Source organism: Ignavibacteriales bacterium (genome assembly GCA_016709765.1).
Taxonomy (GTDB): domain Bacteria; phylum Bacteroidota; class Ignavibacteria; order Ignavibacteriales; family Ignavibacteriaceae; genus IGN3.
Map to the genome: position 1 here is coordinate 343,004 of JADJMD010000008.1, position 15,622 is coordinate 358,625.

Here is a 15,622-nt window from a genome sequence, read left to right on the forward strand (position 1 = left end):
CATAATTATAGCTTCTCTTTTTCAGTTTCGATTGTAAATTTTTCTATGTTTGAAATCTTTGCCGCATCAATAACTTTTATTACAAGATCAATTGCAACAGTTTTATCAGCTCTGATTATAAGATTATCTTCACTTGTTGCTGCTTTCATTTCACCAAGCTTAACAGGAAGTTGATCGATTGTAATTACATCTTTTCCCGCAAACACTTCACCGGCAGTTGTTAAAGTAACAACCATCAATGATTGCTGTGATTTTTCATTCATTTTTGAACCGGGTAATTTTACTTTTACTCCTGTTTGAATAACAAATTGCGATGTAAGTAAAAAGAAAATCAATAACAGCATCACAATGTCAGTCAAAGAAGAATAAGAGAAAATACTCAATGGCTCTTTGGATAATTTAAATTTCATAGTGTAACCTATAATTCCATTTCAATTTCGTCATCAATTTCTACTTCATCTTTTCCACCATCTTGAATAACATCAATAACATCATTTGCAACTGTTTCCATTTCACCAACTAATTTTTTAACAGCGCTTAAAAAATAATTGTATAGAGCTAAAGCTGGAATACCAATAATTAAACCAAATGCAGTTGTAATTAATGCTTCCCAAATTCCACCTGCAAGATCACTTGGATTTGCCGCACCCGCTAAATCTTGAATCGTCATAAAGGCTTGAATCATTCCTGTTACCGTCCCAAGAAATCCTAACAAAGGGGCAATACCTGCAACTGAAGCGAGAACAGATAAACCTTTTTCTAACTTGCTGACTTCCTGGCTGCCTGCGTTCTCAATTGCATCTTTAACCCGGTCGTGTCCGTATTTATATTTTTTTAATCCTTTACGAACGATGTTTGCAACCGGAGATTTTTCCTGCATACAATAACTTATCGCACCGGAAATATCTTTCTTTTTTATAAATCCTCGTATCCTAACCATAAAAGCGGGCACATTAATTTTTGCTTTTCGCAGCATTATAAACCGGTCGATAGAAACAGCAAGCCCAACAATAGAGCTGGCAAGTATCAACCACATTATAAATCCGCCTTTTAAGAATATATCTAATAAGTTCATATCTATCCTTTAATGAATTAATTATCTAATGTTTTTATCTATAAAACTTTGAGCTTCTTCTTTAGTAGAAAAATTTCCAACTCGCACTCTATACCATTTACCACGATTTGGAATTTCAGCAACTTCTACAAATGCATTGTAACCTTTATTCCTGAATTTTCCCGCTTCATTTTCTGAGATAGAACTTGCGCGAAATGAAGCGACTTGCACAACATAATTATTTCCGTACTTAAAAATATTATTCCCAACATTTAATCCATTACCTGTTAGCGTTATATTTTTATCAAGTTTTTCTGTTTCAGTAATTGGTGGTTTTACATTTTCTTTATTTATTGATTTCAATTCTGTTTTTTTCTCATCTAATTTTTTATCTATTGTTTTTTCAGAATTGATAATAGACTCATCTGTTTTGGGAGGTAAAGATTCTGAGATTGTCGTTTCATTTACTTTTGGCAGATAAGGATAAGTTACAGGGATACTAAAATCTCTTTCTATAAAATTCGCATTTTCAGATTTTAAAACAATTTGTTTAACTTTTGGCGTAACATCACCTTTTTTGTAAAAGTCCAAGTACCAATAAAGTGCCAACGATAACCCAATAACCAGTAGTGGAAATACAATAAACGGAACTAAATTTTTCTTTTTAGTTGGCTCAAAATATTCCGCTTTTTGTTCAGTAGCAGGTTCCAATACAATATCGTCTTCAACACTTTCTTCTGAATTATTTTCATCCATCGATATTTTCTGATTTTCTTTTTTTGATTCGGAGTTAATTTCTTCATCCGCGATAACAGAATTTAAAATATTTTCATCAATTATTTCTATATTATTTCCTTTAGTAGAATCATTTTCAAGTTCAAGTGTATCAGAGGGATTGAATTTCAGATCAGTTTTCTCTTCAACAATACCTTCATCAACTTCTTCTATACCCGGTTTATAAGGCTCAAAATATTTTGATGTAGTTTTCCAGAATTCTTCATCAGATTTATCATCCCCTAAAGAAATTATATTAGTAGTTTCAGATTTTATTTCAATAATGGTTTGATCAGCAACTGATTCACTTACAATTTCATCCATCTGTTCATCAAATTTTTCAAGAATATTTTCTTCAAGAATTTCTTCTTTAAATACTTCTTGGGGTTCGTTTTCACTTTCTAATAACTCATTCAACTTTTCTGATGATTCATCAACATGTATTTCTTCAACAAATTGATCAATTTCGGTTAGATCTTTATCAGGAATCAAATTTTCATGTTCTGATTGAGTATTTTCCAACACAATATCAGGTTCCTGTTTTTCAATAACAATAGTTTTTTCAATCGGTTTTGAATTTAGATCCATATTTATTCTTTCATCAGCAATATCAAGAATTGATTCAGCTTCTATTTGCTTAGAAAGATCTTCACCAAAATCCCATGCAATGTTCTTTAATTCTTTAGATTGTTTTTCATACTCACTTAATTCCGGTTTGGTAGTTGTTGCACTTTCATAGTTTGAAACCAGAACTTCACTAGTCCCTAATTCAGTTTTTTCATCCCAAAGCAATTGTACCTGATTGGAATTGTATGAACGCGCATCAATAACAAGAGTAGGAAAATTTTCAACGGATTCTGCAATCTCTGAGGCTGCAATAATCTTTTCAACCTTTGATTCAATTAAACGTCTATATTCATATCCGGAAGTTGGGATGTAAATATTATCGAATGGAACCCCACGTAAAGGAATTAAAGGCTTACCAATGCTAAGGCTAAAAGTGGAATCTATAGGATGATAATCTTCTTCATCAAAACTTGGGATGTTAAATACAATTCCTTTTGTATCTGATTTTCTAAGATCTTTCTCTTCAGAAAAAAGTATAAGTTCTACAGCTTCTTCAGAAACTTCATTATCCTTAAAACTGAAAACAGGTTTTTTGATACTTCCTTTTATTAGATGGAAATAGCCAAAATCTTTAACAAAGATTGATTGACCAATTTCTACGACTGCTGAAATTCTTTTAAGAAATAATTCAAAAAATATTTTAGCATCCGTATCCGGAACGCCAACATTCTTTGCAACTTTTTTTATTAATTCTGCTTTGGTCATTTTAATTTTTAATCAAATTTTATAAACGATAGTTAACACCGATAATTACATTTAATGGAACTTCTTTATAACCATTCCACAAATAATTTTTCTGATTGAGCAAATTATTTATGTCTAAAGTTAAATCCAGATTCGGCTGAAATGAATATATAAATGATAATCCTAAATCAAAATAATCACCAACAGAAATTTCATTTTTAATATCTGCAAACCTTTTAGATTGGTAATCCATTCGGGCAATTGAAGTTAATCCATTTTTAAACTTGTAACTATAAGACGCATTAAGATTAAATATCGGTTGATAAGGAATTTGTTTTCCATCCGTATCACGTATGTCAGATAATTCTACTGAACTATAAAATTCACCGTAAGGTCCAAGATAAAATAAAAAGTTTGCGTATGGACTAATATTTTTCATATCCGCATAATGCAAATCAAATTTTCCAGAATCCGAGGATGATGCAAAATATGGAAATGCATCAGATGTATAATATTTTAGCCCCCCGTCTATCTGAAAATACTTATCAAACTCATACTTAATTGAAGCTGTTAATGCATTACTTTTTTCCCAGTAGATACTTCCGATACTGTCTACATTAAAATAATTGTTTTTAACTACAAAATTTCCGGGACTTATAAATTCCGCAGTTGGAGCAAACTCACCGAATAATGTAATATTCTTATCAAGCTTTAATGCAACAGAAGCGTAAATTGCATTGTAAGTTTCTTCGGCGCCCCGAGAAAATGTCCAGCCAAAAGTTCCCTTAATTAATTTAGTAAAAAACAATCCGGCAGTAGGTCTGATTAAAAGAAAATCTTTTCCGGAATTGTCACCTAGAAGATTTCTGATTGAATGATTTCGATAATCAATAGCTGCGCCAACATTAACTACAGAGAGTTTCAGGAGAGCATCGGCCTTTAATCTTAAATAATTTTCTTTAAACTCTTCCTGAGAAATGTTAGTTACTTTGTCTGTTAAGTTTACCCTAAAAAGAAAATTTTTAATAAAATCATTTTTTACATCAACTGCAATCTTACCATAATTTATGCTTCTTCTTTCTTCAGGATTATTGGATGCAAAAAACTTAAAACTTGTGGTTCCATAGTCTCCGTTAACATTAAATTGTGTTCCCGGAAAAACTTCACCATCAATATCAGACCAGTACGTAAAGTTAAAACCAAGTCTTGTGCGATAACGATCACTGTTATCTTCATAAGCTCGAATGAAATCGCCGCTAAACATTCCCTCTAAAATCCCGTTTGTAAACGGGTACGCATAGTTAGCACTTAGCGTGGGGATGGTATATAATCCAACCCCGGCAGCAATGTTGCCTTTGTAGAAACTTACATCATTCAAAAAACTCATATCACTTTTTAATGGGTTGGAAAATTCCCCTATCTCAAGTTCTTCAGGTGAGTAATTTGGTTTAATAAAATCTTCGTTCACTGATGAAACAAAATCGGGTTTAATTTTATCTACTTTTTTGATGTTTAACTGACTTTTACCTGTAATAACAAAATCAGGCAGTTCAACATTTGGATTTTTAGATTTATCATCTTGAGCAACAATAACAGCAAATGAAAAAACAAATAATAAAAATAATTTTAATTTCATTGAACCTTCCTCAATTTTTGAAGTGCTTCATCACCAATTGGAGTTCCACTGTATTTAGTTACAACAGCACGATACATTTCTGCAGCATTCCTTTTATCATTTAACTTAACATAGCTATCACCCAGCAACAGGTAAGATCGCATTAACCATTCTTCATATCGCGAGTAAACAGTTCTAACCCTAACTAGTGAAGTTATCGCTTCCTTATATTTTCCCTGATCATACAAAGATTGACCAAGATAAAATTGTGATTTGGCACCTAATTCATCAGACCTATTTTCTGAAAGCGCAGTTAAATATTCATCAGCATTTGCAAATCTTTTTGCAGCAATATCAATTAATGCTAATTCAAATTTTGATTTATCACCAAACACTGTTCCTGGATAGTAAACTACCACGTCTTCAAAAATTGAATATGCTTCCTGAAAATTATTTTTTTCCAATAATGTCATTCCTTTGTTATACTGAAATTCAGGAACTTTTGGAGATTTTTTCAGTTCATTGATTCCACGATTAAAAGTATTAATTGCCGCGTCATAATTTTTTGCTGAACGATAAATTGTTCCCATTTCAAGTATCACCGCAGAAGCTAGGTCTGAATCCTTGTATCCATTTAACACTTTTTCATAGTTAAAAATTGCTTCATCATCTTGTTTAAGATTTTGTGCACACTTGCCTATCCAATAATATGAATCAGCAACCAGTTTGCTGTTTGGATATGCTGATGTAAAACTTTTGTATTCTGCTTTAGCTTTATCATACTGTCTTAGACTATAATAGATTTCACCTTTTTTAAACAACAACTGATCTGCATAACTTAAACCAGGATTTTTGGAAACAAACTCGCCAAGAAATGAAACTGCTCGTTCAGAATTTCCTCTTGCAACATAGCTGTACTGAATCCCAGTTACTGCATCAAAAACATATTCCGAATTAGGAAATTGTGCCAACACTTTTTCATAATTAACAATCGCGGAATCATATTTTTCCATGTTGAATTGCGCATCTCCAATGGAATAATAAATTATCGGCTCTAATTTTGTTTTTGGATATTTAGATATCACAATATTGTATTGTGCAATGGATTGTGCATATTCTTTTTTCTGAAAATATATCCAGCCAATTGTGTAAAGCGAAACCTCTGCGTATTCTGATGTTGGAAAATTTTGCTGGATTAAGGTGAATTCAGATATTGCATCATTTGTTTTACCTGATTTATAAAGTGCCTGAGCATACTGATATCTTGCATAAGGATCGGTGCTAAGTTTAACATCGGATGAAAAAAGCTCTTGATAAACTTTGCTAGCAGCCGAAAAGTTTTTGCTTCCGAAATAGCTGTCTGCCAATCTTAATTTTGCGTCACTAAGTCTTTTATTTGTGGGATACTTTTTAATATAGTCCGCAAACTTGTAAGCAGCATTTTCATAATCGCCGGTATTAAAATAACAGTATGCCAATCCGTAAAGGGCTTGTGAATTTATTTCCTGGTCAGAACCGGAAACACTTTGATAATTGTTGATGGCGGTTTTAAAGTTACCTGCGGTAAAATAATTTTCTGCTAAAAAGAAATTTAATTTTTGAGATTCAAAACCCGGATCAGCACTTTCTAACTCATTTAAATATTTGAGAGCCGATTTATTATCATTTAAATGAAATAATGAAATTCCCAAACCAAGCAAAGCTCTGTTATGAACATCTTTTTCAGCACCTTTATTTGCAAGGGCAATATCAAAATAATTTTTTGCAGACTTAAAATTGCCTTTGTTTAATTCAATCTCGCCAAGCATAGCAAAAGATTTACCTTTAATTACATCATCATCAGATGCATTGGCTGATATTAAATATCTTGTTGCAAGATCTGTATTGTTTATATTAAAATATACTACACCAAGCTGATATTGAACTTCCTGTACTAAAGGATCGTTGGGATACTGTTCTAAAAACTCCTTATAGATTGCACTGGCCTCATCATTTTTTCCGAGATAGCGTTTACATTCCCCTTTCCAGTATAATGATTTTACACCAAGCGAATCAGATTCGTTTGAAAGCTCATCAAAACTGATGAAGGCTTCATCATATTTTTTTTGTTGAAAGTACGTCCACGCCAACCCGTACTTAGCTTCACGAGTGTTCTTTACATCTGGAAATTTTTGAAGAACTTCTAAATAACTTTTTTCGGCATCGCCATATTCACCAACTCGATAGTATGATGTTGCAAGTAAATAGATACTTTCAGAATACATATCATCAGAAAGATTTGTAAGCCTTGGGCTTTTAAGCTCCACAATAGAAGATTGGTAATCTTTAAGTTTAAAGTAACAAATCCCGATTCTGATTTGAGATGATGTAGCAAGAGTTGAATTTTTATGATAAGTTAAAAGCTGATCATAGTATTTAACAGCATTGTTATAATCACCAACTTTTTCATAAGCATTTGCTAATGTATATAAAGTGTAATCAGCATACTTTTTGTTTCGCTTATCAGCAACAGCTTCTTCTAAAAATTGGATAGCTTCTTTGGGTTTATTTTCTGCTGAAAAAGATTCGCCAACCCAATAAAGGCAGTTTCCATAAAAATCGCTTTCCGGATAATCAGTTAATAAAAGTTTGAATCTTTTGCGGGCTAATTCGTATTTGCTGGAATTGTAATAAATCAAACCAAGATTGTATAGAGCTTTATCACGATAGTTTGACCAGTTGTAGGTTTTTGTTAGATATTCAAGTCCAATCGCAGCTTCATCTTTTCTGCCAAGTTTTAATAATGATTCTGCTGAATAATATTTTGCAGTAGCAAAAACTTCATCAACAATTTTATATTCATTAAAAAATTCTTCAAACAATCTATTTGATTGAGCATATTGCTGATTATGATATGCGACCATCGCATCATCAAATTTTTGAGATATTGTTTGAGAATATATCTGTGGAAAAAATGTAATTAGAATAACTAACGAAAAGAATTTTAGCATACACAATCCTCAACAAAGATTTGGGTGGAAACTTGTAATGATAACTTCCTGTTCAAAAATGCTTAGAATCTGTTATAAATCGCCTAATCTTAATAAACTTCAAAAATCTAAATCAAATATAATCTTCCAGATTTCATAAAGTCAAGCCACTTAACAAAATATAGCGATCTTCTAAAGAAAAGTATTAAAAAAAACTTTACAAATTTTAACTTTAATTAGGACAAAGGAGTATAAGGATTGTTCTTTTTTCAGGATTTTAAAGTAACGTTGGAATGAAACTATTGAGTTCGATTCTTTGCCAGTAGATATTTAGTTAAAACTGCTAACCCAAATTTGGCAGAGGATTTTGCAGATATTAATTCAAGGTTGGAAATCGTTTTCTTTATTAACTCAAAATCTGCTTTTACTCGAATAGCACCATTTATATGAGAATAAAGTTGATCTTTAAATTTTAATGCTGAAAGTATGGAAACAATACAAACCTCCCTTTCCATTAGTGATAACCCTTTTCTGCCCAAAACTTTGCCGTAACCTTCAACTATTAGCCATTCTGCCAATTCTGGAGAAAATGATTTTACGTTTGAAATAAGTTTATCATATTTATTTCCATAAATAGTTCTGCAATTCTTTTCACCGCGAGTTTGATATATTTTAATATCATATCGAACATATACCGAATTATTTGCAACATTTTTGTTGATTTTTTTTAGTGAAATAAGCGCACTTGGAAATCCTGCAAATAAATAAGTTTGTAAAATGGTTTCATAAATTTTTTTTTCTGAATAATTTTCACTCAACATTTTTTCCAGAATTATATCAAAACTCTTCTTTTTACGCAACACTGAAGCGGCACTCAAAAGAGCTAATAATTCAATTTCAGATAATTTATTTAACTTCAAAGTGATACCAATAGATAAAAAAAACCCCTCGAATTTACGAGGGTTTTTAAGAATTCTACAATTTTATTTTAATGAACTAAGTTCGTAATCAGCAGTTTTTTTATACGTTGGATCTGCAGAAGCTAATTTAAAATTTTCTTTAGCTTTTATGTTATCGCCTTTACCTTTATATGAAATACCAATGTAATAGTAAGGTCCACCTTTGGTAATTTTTGAACGATACTTTAAAGCATTTTGTGCTGCAGTAATCGCATCATCGTATTTACCTGTTTCAGTATAAACTTTTGCAAGAGATAAATATGCGGCATCATAGTTGTCGTTTTCGACAGATTTTTTTAGATATTCAATTCCTTTGTTAGAATCCCCACTCGATAAAGACTCATTACCAAGCTTTGCATAAGCAAGAGAAATATTCTTTTTTACTTTCGTCTTTACTGAACTGCTTGCATTTGAATTCAGGATTTTTTCAAAATTACTTATGGCAGCAGAATAATTTCCCATAGAAAAATAAACGCCTCCCAAAGCATTTAGTGCACCTTCATAACCACTATTAAGTTTTAAACATTCCTCAAAAGCAAGTCTAGATTCTTCCAAATTGCCAGCTTTTTTTAGAGCTACACCTTTTTGATAATAAATTCTGTAGTCTTTTTCAATTTGCAATGCAGCACTATATTTTTCAATCGCACCAGAAAAGTTACCACTCTTTAAAAATGCATTACCTTCGTTGTAGAGTTTTCCTGCTTCCGGTTTCATATCCTGAGCAATTCCAAAGATGGATACGCTTAAAAAGATCAAAGCAGTAAAAAATAAGCTGTTTCTCGTCATAGTGTTATTCCTATTTTGGTTAAATAAATGAATCACATTGTGCGGGAGGCGGGACTTGAACCCGCACGCCAATTAAGGCACTACCCCCTCAAGATAGCGTGTCTACCAATTTCACCACTTCCGCGAATTTGAGGTGTCAAATTATAGCTATCAGTTAAGAAAATCAACACTTTATGAGTACTCAGGAAAAATATTATAGGTAGAAATTAATGACGTTTCTTATCTAAAAGAACTTTTCTTATTTCATCTCTAAATTTCTTTTCGAAAACAACTAACTTAGCAATTTGTTTAGTTGTTAAAATATCATCAAGTGATTTGATAAACTGATTCCTCATTTGATCAGATAAATCTTTGGTTTTTAAAAATTCTGAGACTAATTGTTTTTGTTTCGCTTCAATATTCCTATCATTTGAGTTGAAAGTATCTTCAATTTCAACCAGTAAATCGTCAGCTTTATCTTCTAATGCTGCAATTTCGTTTCTGGATTCATTTCTACGGGAAAAGAATCTAACAGCAGCATCTTCACTTAAATCCAATGACTCTATCAATTTTACTTTTTCTAATTGCTCAAGTTTGTTTTTATTCTGCCTTATTTTTTCTTTCATTTTTTGCGGATATGTAAATGCTGCCAAAAATAAAATCATTAACAAGCTTATAACTATTTTTTTCATATTTATCTCCTATAAAATTTCTTTATCAATTAATTGAGCATAGATTTCATCAATATCATTATCAGAAAGATATTCATCTACATTACTGACATTATTAATATTTAGAATATCAGCCATTTTGTTTTTACTAATGGATTCGATTAATCCTGCCGAAAAATTAGCATTATAAATTGAATCCAAAACGTTAGCATCGTATTCAGTAATATTACTTTCTGAGTTTGATGAAAAATGATAATTATTACTAAATGAGTCCAATTCAGCTTCCGAATAATCAGAAACGAGAGATTGAATATTCTGGGGTGTTTCTTTATCAAAGGATGAAATTAAAAAGTATCCCACAACGGCAACGACCAAAGTTTCAAATGCATATTTGATTATTGGCGATTTTCTTTTTGTATTTTTTGAGTTAAGACTATTACGGAAGTTTGTGATTAAAGATTCTGTGTAATCATTATTTAACCTAACATCTTTTACTTCATCAATAAAGTTCTGCACATTTTTATACTTAATAAACTCAGCATTCAGATCGCTTGATTGATTTAAATCGTTTTCAAATCTAATTTTCTCATCGGGATTCATCTTCCCACTTAAATATGAATAAAATTTTTCTTCATTGTTAATCATACTTCACCAAATCCTTAATTTTATTTAAAGCGTGAAAGTAATTTGCTTTTAAAGTACCAACACTTTTATTTGTAATTTGAGAAATCTCCTCATAGCTAAGCTCATCAAAATTTCTCATAATAAATACTTCTCTTTGTTTAACAGGAAGTTTTTGCAACGCATTTTCAATTTTTTCAACCTTTTGCTTTGATTCCAAGTCATCAATTACATCTTTCTGATCAAATTTATTATTCGATATTTCGTCAAGACTAAAAAAACTTTTTAATTTTTTTTTCTTTAAATAATTTATGCTGCGTGAATTTGTAATGGTGTAAATCCAAGTATATAAAGAAGATTTAAATTCAAAAGTTTTCAATTTACTATAAAGAACTAGTAGCACCTCCTGTACAATCTCATCAGCATCAAGATGATTTCCTGTCATTCTTCGTGCATGCCAGTAAATTTTTTCCTGGTATTTAACTGCAAGCCGATTAAAAGCCGATTCATCGCCATCTGTAAAGTTTTTAATTAGTTCAAAATCGTTGTTTAATTCGTGCATACAGTTTTATTTAGTTGCCAGTTAGACAAAAAACACTTTGTAATGGTTTAATGATTTTTCTTTTAAACCAAAAGTAATTCTATGATGTCCAAAGATCAAAACCAAAAACATTTATAGAAAGGGAAAAAACATGAGAAACTTAATTCTTGGATTTGTAGTACTTTTTGCGATAACAATTTTTAATCCGCAGATATATTCTCAGAAAAGAGATCATCAGCGACAAAATAATTTCAAAATGGAACTTAAAAAGCAGTTAAATCTTACTGAAGAGCAGGAAAAAAAGATTGAATCATTAAGATTATCCTTTGAAGAAAAAGTTATAAAGTTCAAATCCGCACTTGAACTTAAAGAATTAGAAATGCGTAAACTCAAATCAAGTGAAAATTTATCACGTAATGATATGATAAATCTTACAAAAGAAATTAGCGCCATCAGAAATGATATGGCACTTGCACGAACGAATCATCAAATGGATGTGTATGAGTTACTCGATAACGCACAAAGAAAAGTCTGGATGGAAAAACAGGAAAATATTGGAAAGATGAAAAACAAAATGCGGGATCGCAAAAACTAATACACAAATTTAAAAGCCGGTTAGTGCCGGCTTTTTTATAAATCACCTTCAATCGGTCTTAAAACAAGTTCTTCAGTAACAAGATTTTCTTTTTGCAGAAATGCCCAAACTAAAACTCGAGCAATATCTTCACTTGTCATCATTCGGTTCTCAAATTGATTTCGCATTTCTTTTGACCAGATTGGTGTAGCGGTTGCGCCAGGAATAACATTAATAACTTTTATATTATACTTTCTTACTTCTTCTCTTAAAGCATTTGAATAACCAAGCAATCCCCATTTTGATGCCGAGTATATACTGCTTTTTGTAAACGTTTTTTTTGTTACAACAGAAAGGATGTTAATTATCGTTCCACTTTTGTTGGCAATCATTTGAGGAAGCACAGCTTTGATAGAGTAGATAGAACCTAAAAGATTTGTGTTAATGATATCATTAATTTCGTTGATAGAATTTTCTTCCGCCAACTTAAAGGAAGTTATACCCGCATTGTTAATTAAACAATTAATCTTATTATTCACTAAAATTTTTTTAACTGTTTGATCAACATTTGTTTGTGATGCTACATTGCAGGGAAAAACTTCAACATTTAATTTATTGCTGTCTAATTCTGTATTTATTCGTTCAAGTTCTGCTGATCGCCTTCCAGATGCAAAGACTTTTGCACCTGTTTTTGCAAATTCTATTGCTGCAGCCCTGCCAATACCGGAACTTGCGCCTGTTATCCATATTCCGGATTTTTCTTTACTCATAAGTTTTTGATTTTGATGAGATTTAAAAATTCTGATCTTGTACGTGCATCATCCTTAAAAATTCCGTGCATGGCGCTGGAAGTTGCAGATGAATTTTGTTTTTCTACTCCACGCATCATCATACACATATGATAAGATTCAGAAACAACAGCAACACCAATCGGCTGAAGATATTTTTCTAAAGTATCTGCAATTTGCTGAGTCATTCTTTCCTGAACCTGAAGCCTCCGTGCAAACACTTCAACAATTCTTGGAATCTTACTTAATCCAACAATCTTTCCATCTGGAATGTATGCAACATGAACTTTCCCAAAAAAAGGAAGCATGTGGTGTTCACACATACTATAAAAATCAATATTCTTAACTAATACCATCTCATCATATTTTTCTGTAAATATGGCATCATTAATAACTTCTTCAATATCCTGATTATAGCCTTTTGTTAAAAATTCATAAGCTTCAGCAACACGTTTTGGAGTGCTTAATAAACCTTCACGATTAGGATCTTCGCCAATTTCAATCAACAAATTTCTAATCAACTTTTGAGTTTTATTATTGTCCATATTATTCTCCTCGATATTCGAAGTAATTATTTTCTGTTTCGTATAGCTTTATGGAATAAAGTTTGCCTGCCGGAATTTTATCTTTCAATTGATTCCAGATTGCCACAACAATGTTTTCAGAAGTTGGAATTAATCCTTTCATAAATTCTGTATCAATATTAAGATTTTTATGATCAACTTTACTAATTACGTGCTGATGAATAATTTCTTTAAGTTTTTTAAGGTCAATTACAAAGCCGGTTGCCGGATCAACATTTCCGGCAACAATAACTTCTAAAGTATAATTATGTCCGTGCCAATTTGGATTGCTGCACTTTCCAAATAATTCAAGATTTTCATTATCACTTAATCCATCTTTAAATAATCTGTGTGCGGCGGCAAAAGTTTCTCTTCTTGTTAGATAAATCATTTTAATTTTTCAAAGCCTCTAATACTTCTTTATCGTGTCCATCAACTTTTACTTTGTTAAAAATGGTTTTAATTTTTCCTTTTTCATCGATAACAAAAGTCGTTCGCTCTACACCCATATATTTTCTACCGTACATACTTTTTTCTTTCCAAACGTCATATTTTTCAATAACCTTTTTATCTTCATCGGCAAGCAAATCTATTTTAAGTTTGTACTTTTCAGAAAACTTTTTGTGTGATTTAACTGAATCAGGACTAACACCAAGAATTACAGCATCAATCTTGGAAAATTTTGGCAAGTTTTCGCTAAAGCTGCAAGCTTCTTTTGTACACCCACTTGTATCATCTTTTGGATAAAAATAAAGAACAACTTTTTTTCCTGTAAAATCTTTTAAAGATATTTTTTTACCATCTTGATTTTCCAAAGAAAAATCAGGTGCTTTTTTACCAATTTCTAACATAAATGACTCTCCAATAAATTATTTTATGCAAGTGCTTTTTTAACTGCTTCAAAATTAGGTTGATCACCAGGGTTTGCAAGCACTTCAATGTGTTCTATGTTTCCAGCATCATCAACCACAAATGCAGCGCGCTTTGCTGTATTTAAGTAATCAAATTTACCCGGTACAAAAACATCCAGTACCACATCATAGGCCTTTATAGCTTTTTTATTGAAGTCACTTAACAATGGAAAGTTAAAATTATTTTTTTCATGAAACATTTTCAATGCAAAATGTGAATCGACACTAATTCCTAACACTTGTGCATTTAGATCTTCATAAACTTTTAATTCATCTCTAAATGTACACATCTCTTTTGTACAAGCGCCTGTGTTAGCTGCAGGAAAGAAAAGAACAACAACGTTTTTTCCTTTAAAGGAACTTAACGAAACTGGTTCCCCATCTTGATTAAATAACGTAAAATCTGGTGCTTTATCTCCAACTTTAAGTGCCATTATATACTCCTTGTTTATATTTTTATAGATTACGGAATGATTTTAGTTTTTCTATTTCAAGTTACCCAAAAGGCTTTGTACATTCAAGAATCATATTTGATTGTTGATGCAGATAACAAGAATAAATGATAATAGTTCAATTTAATTGATTAACCCAATTTTTTTTGTCCATTCCTTAAACCCCTGCTCAAGCTGTTCAAAAGATTCTATAGCAAATAAAATTGGCTGCAAGTGCCAAACATCATATTCCTGATTAATAATATTTTCAGGATCAAACTCTTTTACTTCAACCTTATTTGATAATGCGCTTTGCACTTCACCAAGAGATGAGACAATTCCAGCTCCATAAATTCTCATTCCCTCTGGTTTTCTGATCAGACCAAATTCAACTGTAAACCAGTGCAATGTTTCCAAGTATGTTCGATTTATACCTTCTGCTTTTAATGAAGCTTCACCAAACATCTGATAAAAGGAAGCAAAATTTTTGTTAGTTAACAATGGCATATGCCCAAAAATATCGTGGAATAAATCTGGAGCGGGTGTGTAATCAAGTTCATCTTTTGTTCGGATATAATCAGTGGAGGGAAAAATTTTATTACGGAGCAATTCAAAAAAGTTTTGTTCGTGGATTAATCCTGGAACGCGGGCAACTTTCCAGCCCGTTGAATCATAAAAAATGTGGCTTAAATCTTTTAAAGCTGGGATACGATCTTTTGAAAGATTTAATATATTTGCTCCTTCAATATATTCTTCACAAGCTCTTCCGTTTAACAATTCCATTTGACGATTATAAAGAATTCTCCAATTATCTTGTTCTGCTATGGTATAATCTGGATAAACGATTTCATCGTGTTGAGGAACCTTGCTTTCTAACCGCTGTGGGATACACCTTGGATCAATACCTTCTTGAGCTGCTTTTTCATATGCAGATACAATTTTTTCTTCAGGTTGTTTTTTGTTCATTTCAGATTCCTGTTATTCTTTGTATAGAAGTTAAAGATTGGTTTCTACATTTTCAATGAGAATTGCTTAACTAAACACATTACTATTTTATTGATATTTACATAGGACT

At 31.5% G+C, this 15,622-nt stretch carries 17 protein-coding genes and 1 tRNA gene; 1 reads left to right on the forward strand and 17 read right to left on the reverse strand.

Annotation, left to right across the window (positions count from 1 at the left end; all coding sequences use genetic code 11):
• Positions 1-5 precede the first annotated feature (5 nt).
• The 11 genes from IPJ23_02930 to IPJ23_02980 all read right to left on the reverse strand — a co-directional run bounded on the left by IPJ23_02930 (position 6) and on the right by IPJ23_02980 (position 11,301).
• Entirely contained in the window at positions 6-410 is a 405-nt protein-coding gene (locus IPJ23_02930; protein ID MBK7629668.1) for a biopolymer transporter ExbD, read from the reverse strand.
• Between the two features lie 8 nt (positions 411-418).
• The gene (locus tag IPJ23_02935) at positions 419-1,075 is read right to left on the reverse strand and encodes a MotA/TolQ/ExbB proton channel family protein (protein MBK7629669.1); all 657 of its coding nucleotides are present in this window, start codon (positions 1,073-1,075) and stop codon (positions 419-421) included.
• A 21-nt stretch (positions 1,076-1,096) separates the two neighbouring features.
• On the reverse strand, positions 1,097-3,160 hold the full coding sequence (locus IPJ23_02940) for an SPOR domain-containing protein (protein ID MBK7629670.1): 2,064 nt from the start codon (positions 3,158-3,160) through the stop codon (positions 1,097-1,099).
• A 19-nt stretch (positions 3,161-3,179) separates the two neighbouring features.
• The gene (locus IPJ23_02945) at positions 3,180-4,775 is read right to left on the reverse strand and encodes a TonB-dependent receptor (GenBank protein ID MBK7629671.1); all 1,596 of its coding nucleotides are present in this window, start codon (positions 4,773-4,775) and stop codon (positions 3,180-3,182) included.
• On the reverse strand, positions 4,772-7,744 hold the full coding sequence (locus tag IPJ23_02950) for a tetratricopeptide repeat protein (protein MBK7629672.1): 2,973 nt from the start codon (positions 7,742-7,744) through the stop codon (positions 4,772-4,774). Before IPJ23_02950 ends, IPJ23_02945 begins: the two co-directional genes overlap by 4 nt.
• Before the next feature lie 278 nt (positions 7,745-8,022).
• Positions 8,023-8,643 (reverse strand): hypothetical protein, encoded by a 621-nt coding sequence (locus IPJ23_02955; protein MBK7629673.1) that lies wholly within the window; start codon positions 8,641-8,643, stop codon positions 8,023-8,025.
• Between the two features lie 63 nt (positions 8,644-8,706).
• On the reverse strand, positions 8,707-9,468 hold the full coding sequence (locus IPJ23_02960) for a tetratricopeptide repeat protein (protein MBK7629674.1): 762 nt from the start codon (positions 9,466-9,468) through the stop codon (positions 8,707-8,709).
• Positions 9,469-9,508: 40 nt separating this feature from the next.
• Positions 9,509-9,592, reverse strand: a tRNA-Leu gene (locus tag IPJ23_02965).
• 82 nt (positions 9,593-9,674) lie between these two features.
• Positions 9,675-10,139, reverse strand: a complete 465-nt coding sequence (locus IPJ23_02970; protein MBK7629675.1) for a hypothetical protein — start codon at positions 10,137-10,139, stop codon at positions 9,675-9,677.
• A 9-nt stretch (positions 10,140-10,148) separates the two neighbouring features.
• Positions 10,149-10,763 carry a hypothetical protein gene (locus tag IPJ23_02975; protein ID MBK7629676.1) on the reverse strand — a complete coding sequence of 205 codons (615 nt, stop codon included), beginning with the start codon at positions 10,761-10,763 and terminating at the stop codon, positions 10,149-10,151.
• Positions 10,756-11,301 carry an RNA polymerase sigma factor gene (locus IPJ23_02980; protein MBK7629677.1) on the reverse strand — a complete coding sequence of 182 codons (546 nt, stop codon included), beginning with the start codon at positions 11,299-11,301 and terminating at the stop codon, positions 10,756-10,758. Before IPJ23_02980 ends, IPJ23_02975 begins: the two co-directional genes overlap by 8 nt.
• 130 nt (positions 11,302-11,431) lie before the next feature.
• On the opposite strand from IPJ23_02980, the gene IPJ23_02985 reads away from it, so the two are divergent.
• Positions 11,432-11,875, forward strand: a complete 444-nt coding sequence (locus IPJ23_02985) for a Spy/CpxP family protein refolding chaperone (GenBank protein ID MBK7629678.1) — start codon at positions 11,432-11,434, stop codon at positions 11,873-11,875.
• Positions 11,876-11,910: 35 nt separating this feature from the next.
• On the opposite strand, the gene IPJ23_02990 is transcribed toward IPJ23_02985, so the two are convergent.
• The 6 genes from IPJ23_02990 to IPJ23_03015 all read right to left on the reverse strand — a co-directional run bounded on the left by IPJ23_02990 (position 11,911) and on the right by IPJ23_03015 (position 15,513).
• Positions 11,911-12,624, reverse strand: a complete 714-nt coding sequence (locus tag IPJ23_02990) for an SDR family oxidoreductase (protein MBK7629679.1) — start codon at positions 12,622-12,624, stop codon at positions 11,911-11,913.
• The gene (folE, locus tag IPJ23_02995; protein ID MBK7629680.1) at positions 12,621-13,187 is read right to left on the reverse strand and encodes a GTP cyclohydrolase I FolE; all 567 of its coding nucleotides are present in this window, start codon (positions 13,185-13,187) and stop codon (positions 12,621-12,623) included. The genes IPJ23_02990 and folE overlap by 4 nt, the downstream gene beginning before the upstream one ends.
• Position 13,188: 1 nt before the next feature.
• Positions 13,189-13,596: a 6-carboxytetrahydropterin synthase gene (locus IPJ23_03000; protein ID MBK7629681.1), complete on the reverse strand. Its 408-nt coding sequence runs from the start codon at positions 13,594-13,596 to the stop codon at positions 13,189-13,191.
• 1 nt (position 13,597) lies between these two features.
• The gene (gene bcp, locus IPJ23_03005; protein ID MBK7629682.1) at positions 13,598-14,056 is read right to left on the reverse strand and encodes a thioredoxin-dependent thiol peroxidase; all 459 of its coding nucleotides are present in this window, start codon (positions 14,054-14,056) and stop codon (positions 13,598-13,600) included.
• A gap of 23 nt (positions 14,057-14,079) precedes the next feature.
• On the reverse strand, positions 14,080-14,550 hold the full coding sequence (locus IPJ23_03010; protein ID MBK7629683.1) for a peroxiredoxin: 471 nt from the start codon (positions 14,548-14,550) through the stop codon (positions 14,080-14,082).
• 141 nt (positions 14,551-14,691) lie between these two features.
• A complete protein-coding gene (locus IPJ23_03015; protein ID MBK7629684.1) occupies positions 14,692-15,513 on the reverse strand; it encodes a phenylalanine 4-monooxygenase in 822 nt (273 codons plus the stop codon).
• Between the last annotated feature and the right edge of the window lie 109 nt (positions 15,514-15,622).

Coding starts and splice junctions, on each gene's coding strand:
- IPJ23_03000 (MBK7629681.1), bottom strand. CDS start 13,596: ATGATTTATCTAACAAGAAGAGAAACTTTTGCCGCCGCACACAGATTA.
- IPJ23_02980 (MBK7629677.1), bottom strand. CDS start 11,301: ATGCACGAATTAAACAACGATTTTGAACTAATTAAAAACTTTACAGAT.
- IPJ23_02930 (MBK7629668.1), bottom strand. CDS start 410: ATGAAATTTAAATTATCCAAAGAGCCATTGAGTATTTTCTCTTATTCT.
- IPJ23_03015 (MBK7629684.1), bottom strand. CDS start 15,513: ATGAACAAAAAACAACCTGAAGAAAAAATTGTATCTGCATATGAAAAA.
- bcp (MBK7629682.1), bottom strand. CDS start 14,056: ATGTTAGAAATTGGTAAAAAAGCACCTGATTTTTCTTTGGAAAATCAA.
- IPJ23_02990 (MBK7629679.1), bottom strand. CDS start 12,624: ATGAGTAAAGAAAAATCCGGAATATGGATAACAGGCGCAAGTTCCGGT.
- IPJ23_02940 (MBK7629670.1), bottom strand. CDS start 3,160: ATGACCAAAGCAGAATTAATAAAAAAAGTTGCAAAGAATGTTGGCGTT.
- IPJ23_03010 (MBK7629683.1), bottom strand. CDS start 14,550: ATGGCACTTAAAGTTGGAGATAAAGCACCAGATTTTACGTTATTTAAT.
- IPJ23_02950 (MBK7629672.1), bottom strand. CDS start 7,744: ATGCTAAAATTCTTTTCGTTAGTTATTCTAATTACATTTTTTCCACAG.
- IPJ23_02945 (MBK7629671.1), bottom strand. CDS start 4,775: ATGAAATTAAAATTATTTTTATTATTTGTTTTTTCATTTGCTGTTATT.
- folE (MBK7629680.1), bottom strand. CDS start 13,187: ATGGACAATAATAAAACTCAAAAGTTGATTAGAAATTTGTTGATTGAA.
- IPJ23_02970 (MBK7629675.1), bottom strand. CDS start 10,139: ATGAAAAAAATAGTTATAAGCTTGTTAATGATTTTATTTTTGGCAGCA.
- IPJ23_02935 (MBK7629669.1), bottom strand. CDS start 1,075: ATGAACTTATTAGATATATTCTTAAAAGGCGGATTTATAATGTGGTTG.
- IPJ23_02960 (MBK7629674.1), bottom strand. CDS start 9,468: ATGACGAGAAACAGCTTATTTTTTACTGCTTTGATCTTTTTAAGCGTA.
- IPJ23_02975 (MBK7629676.1), bottom strand. CDS start 10,763: ATGATTAACAATGAAGAAAAATTTTATTCATATTTAAGTGGGAAGATG.
- IPJ23_02985 (MBK7629678.1), top strand. CDS start 11,432: ATGAGAAACTTAATTCTTGGATTTGTAGTACTTTTTGCGATAACAATT.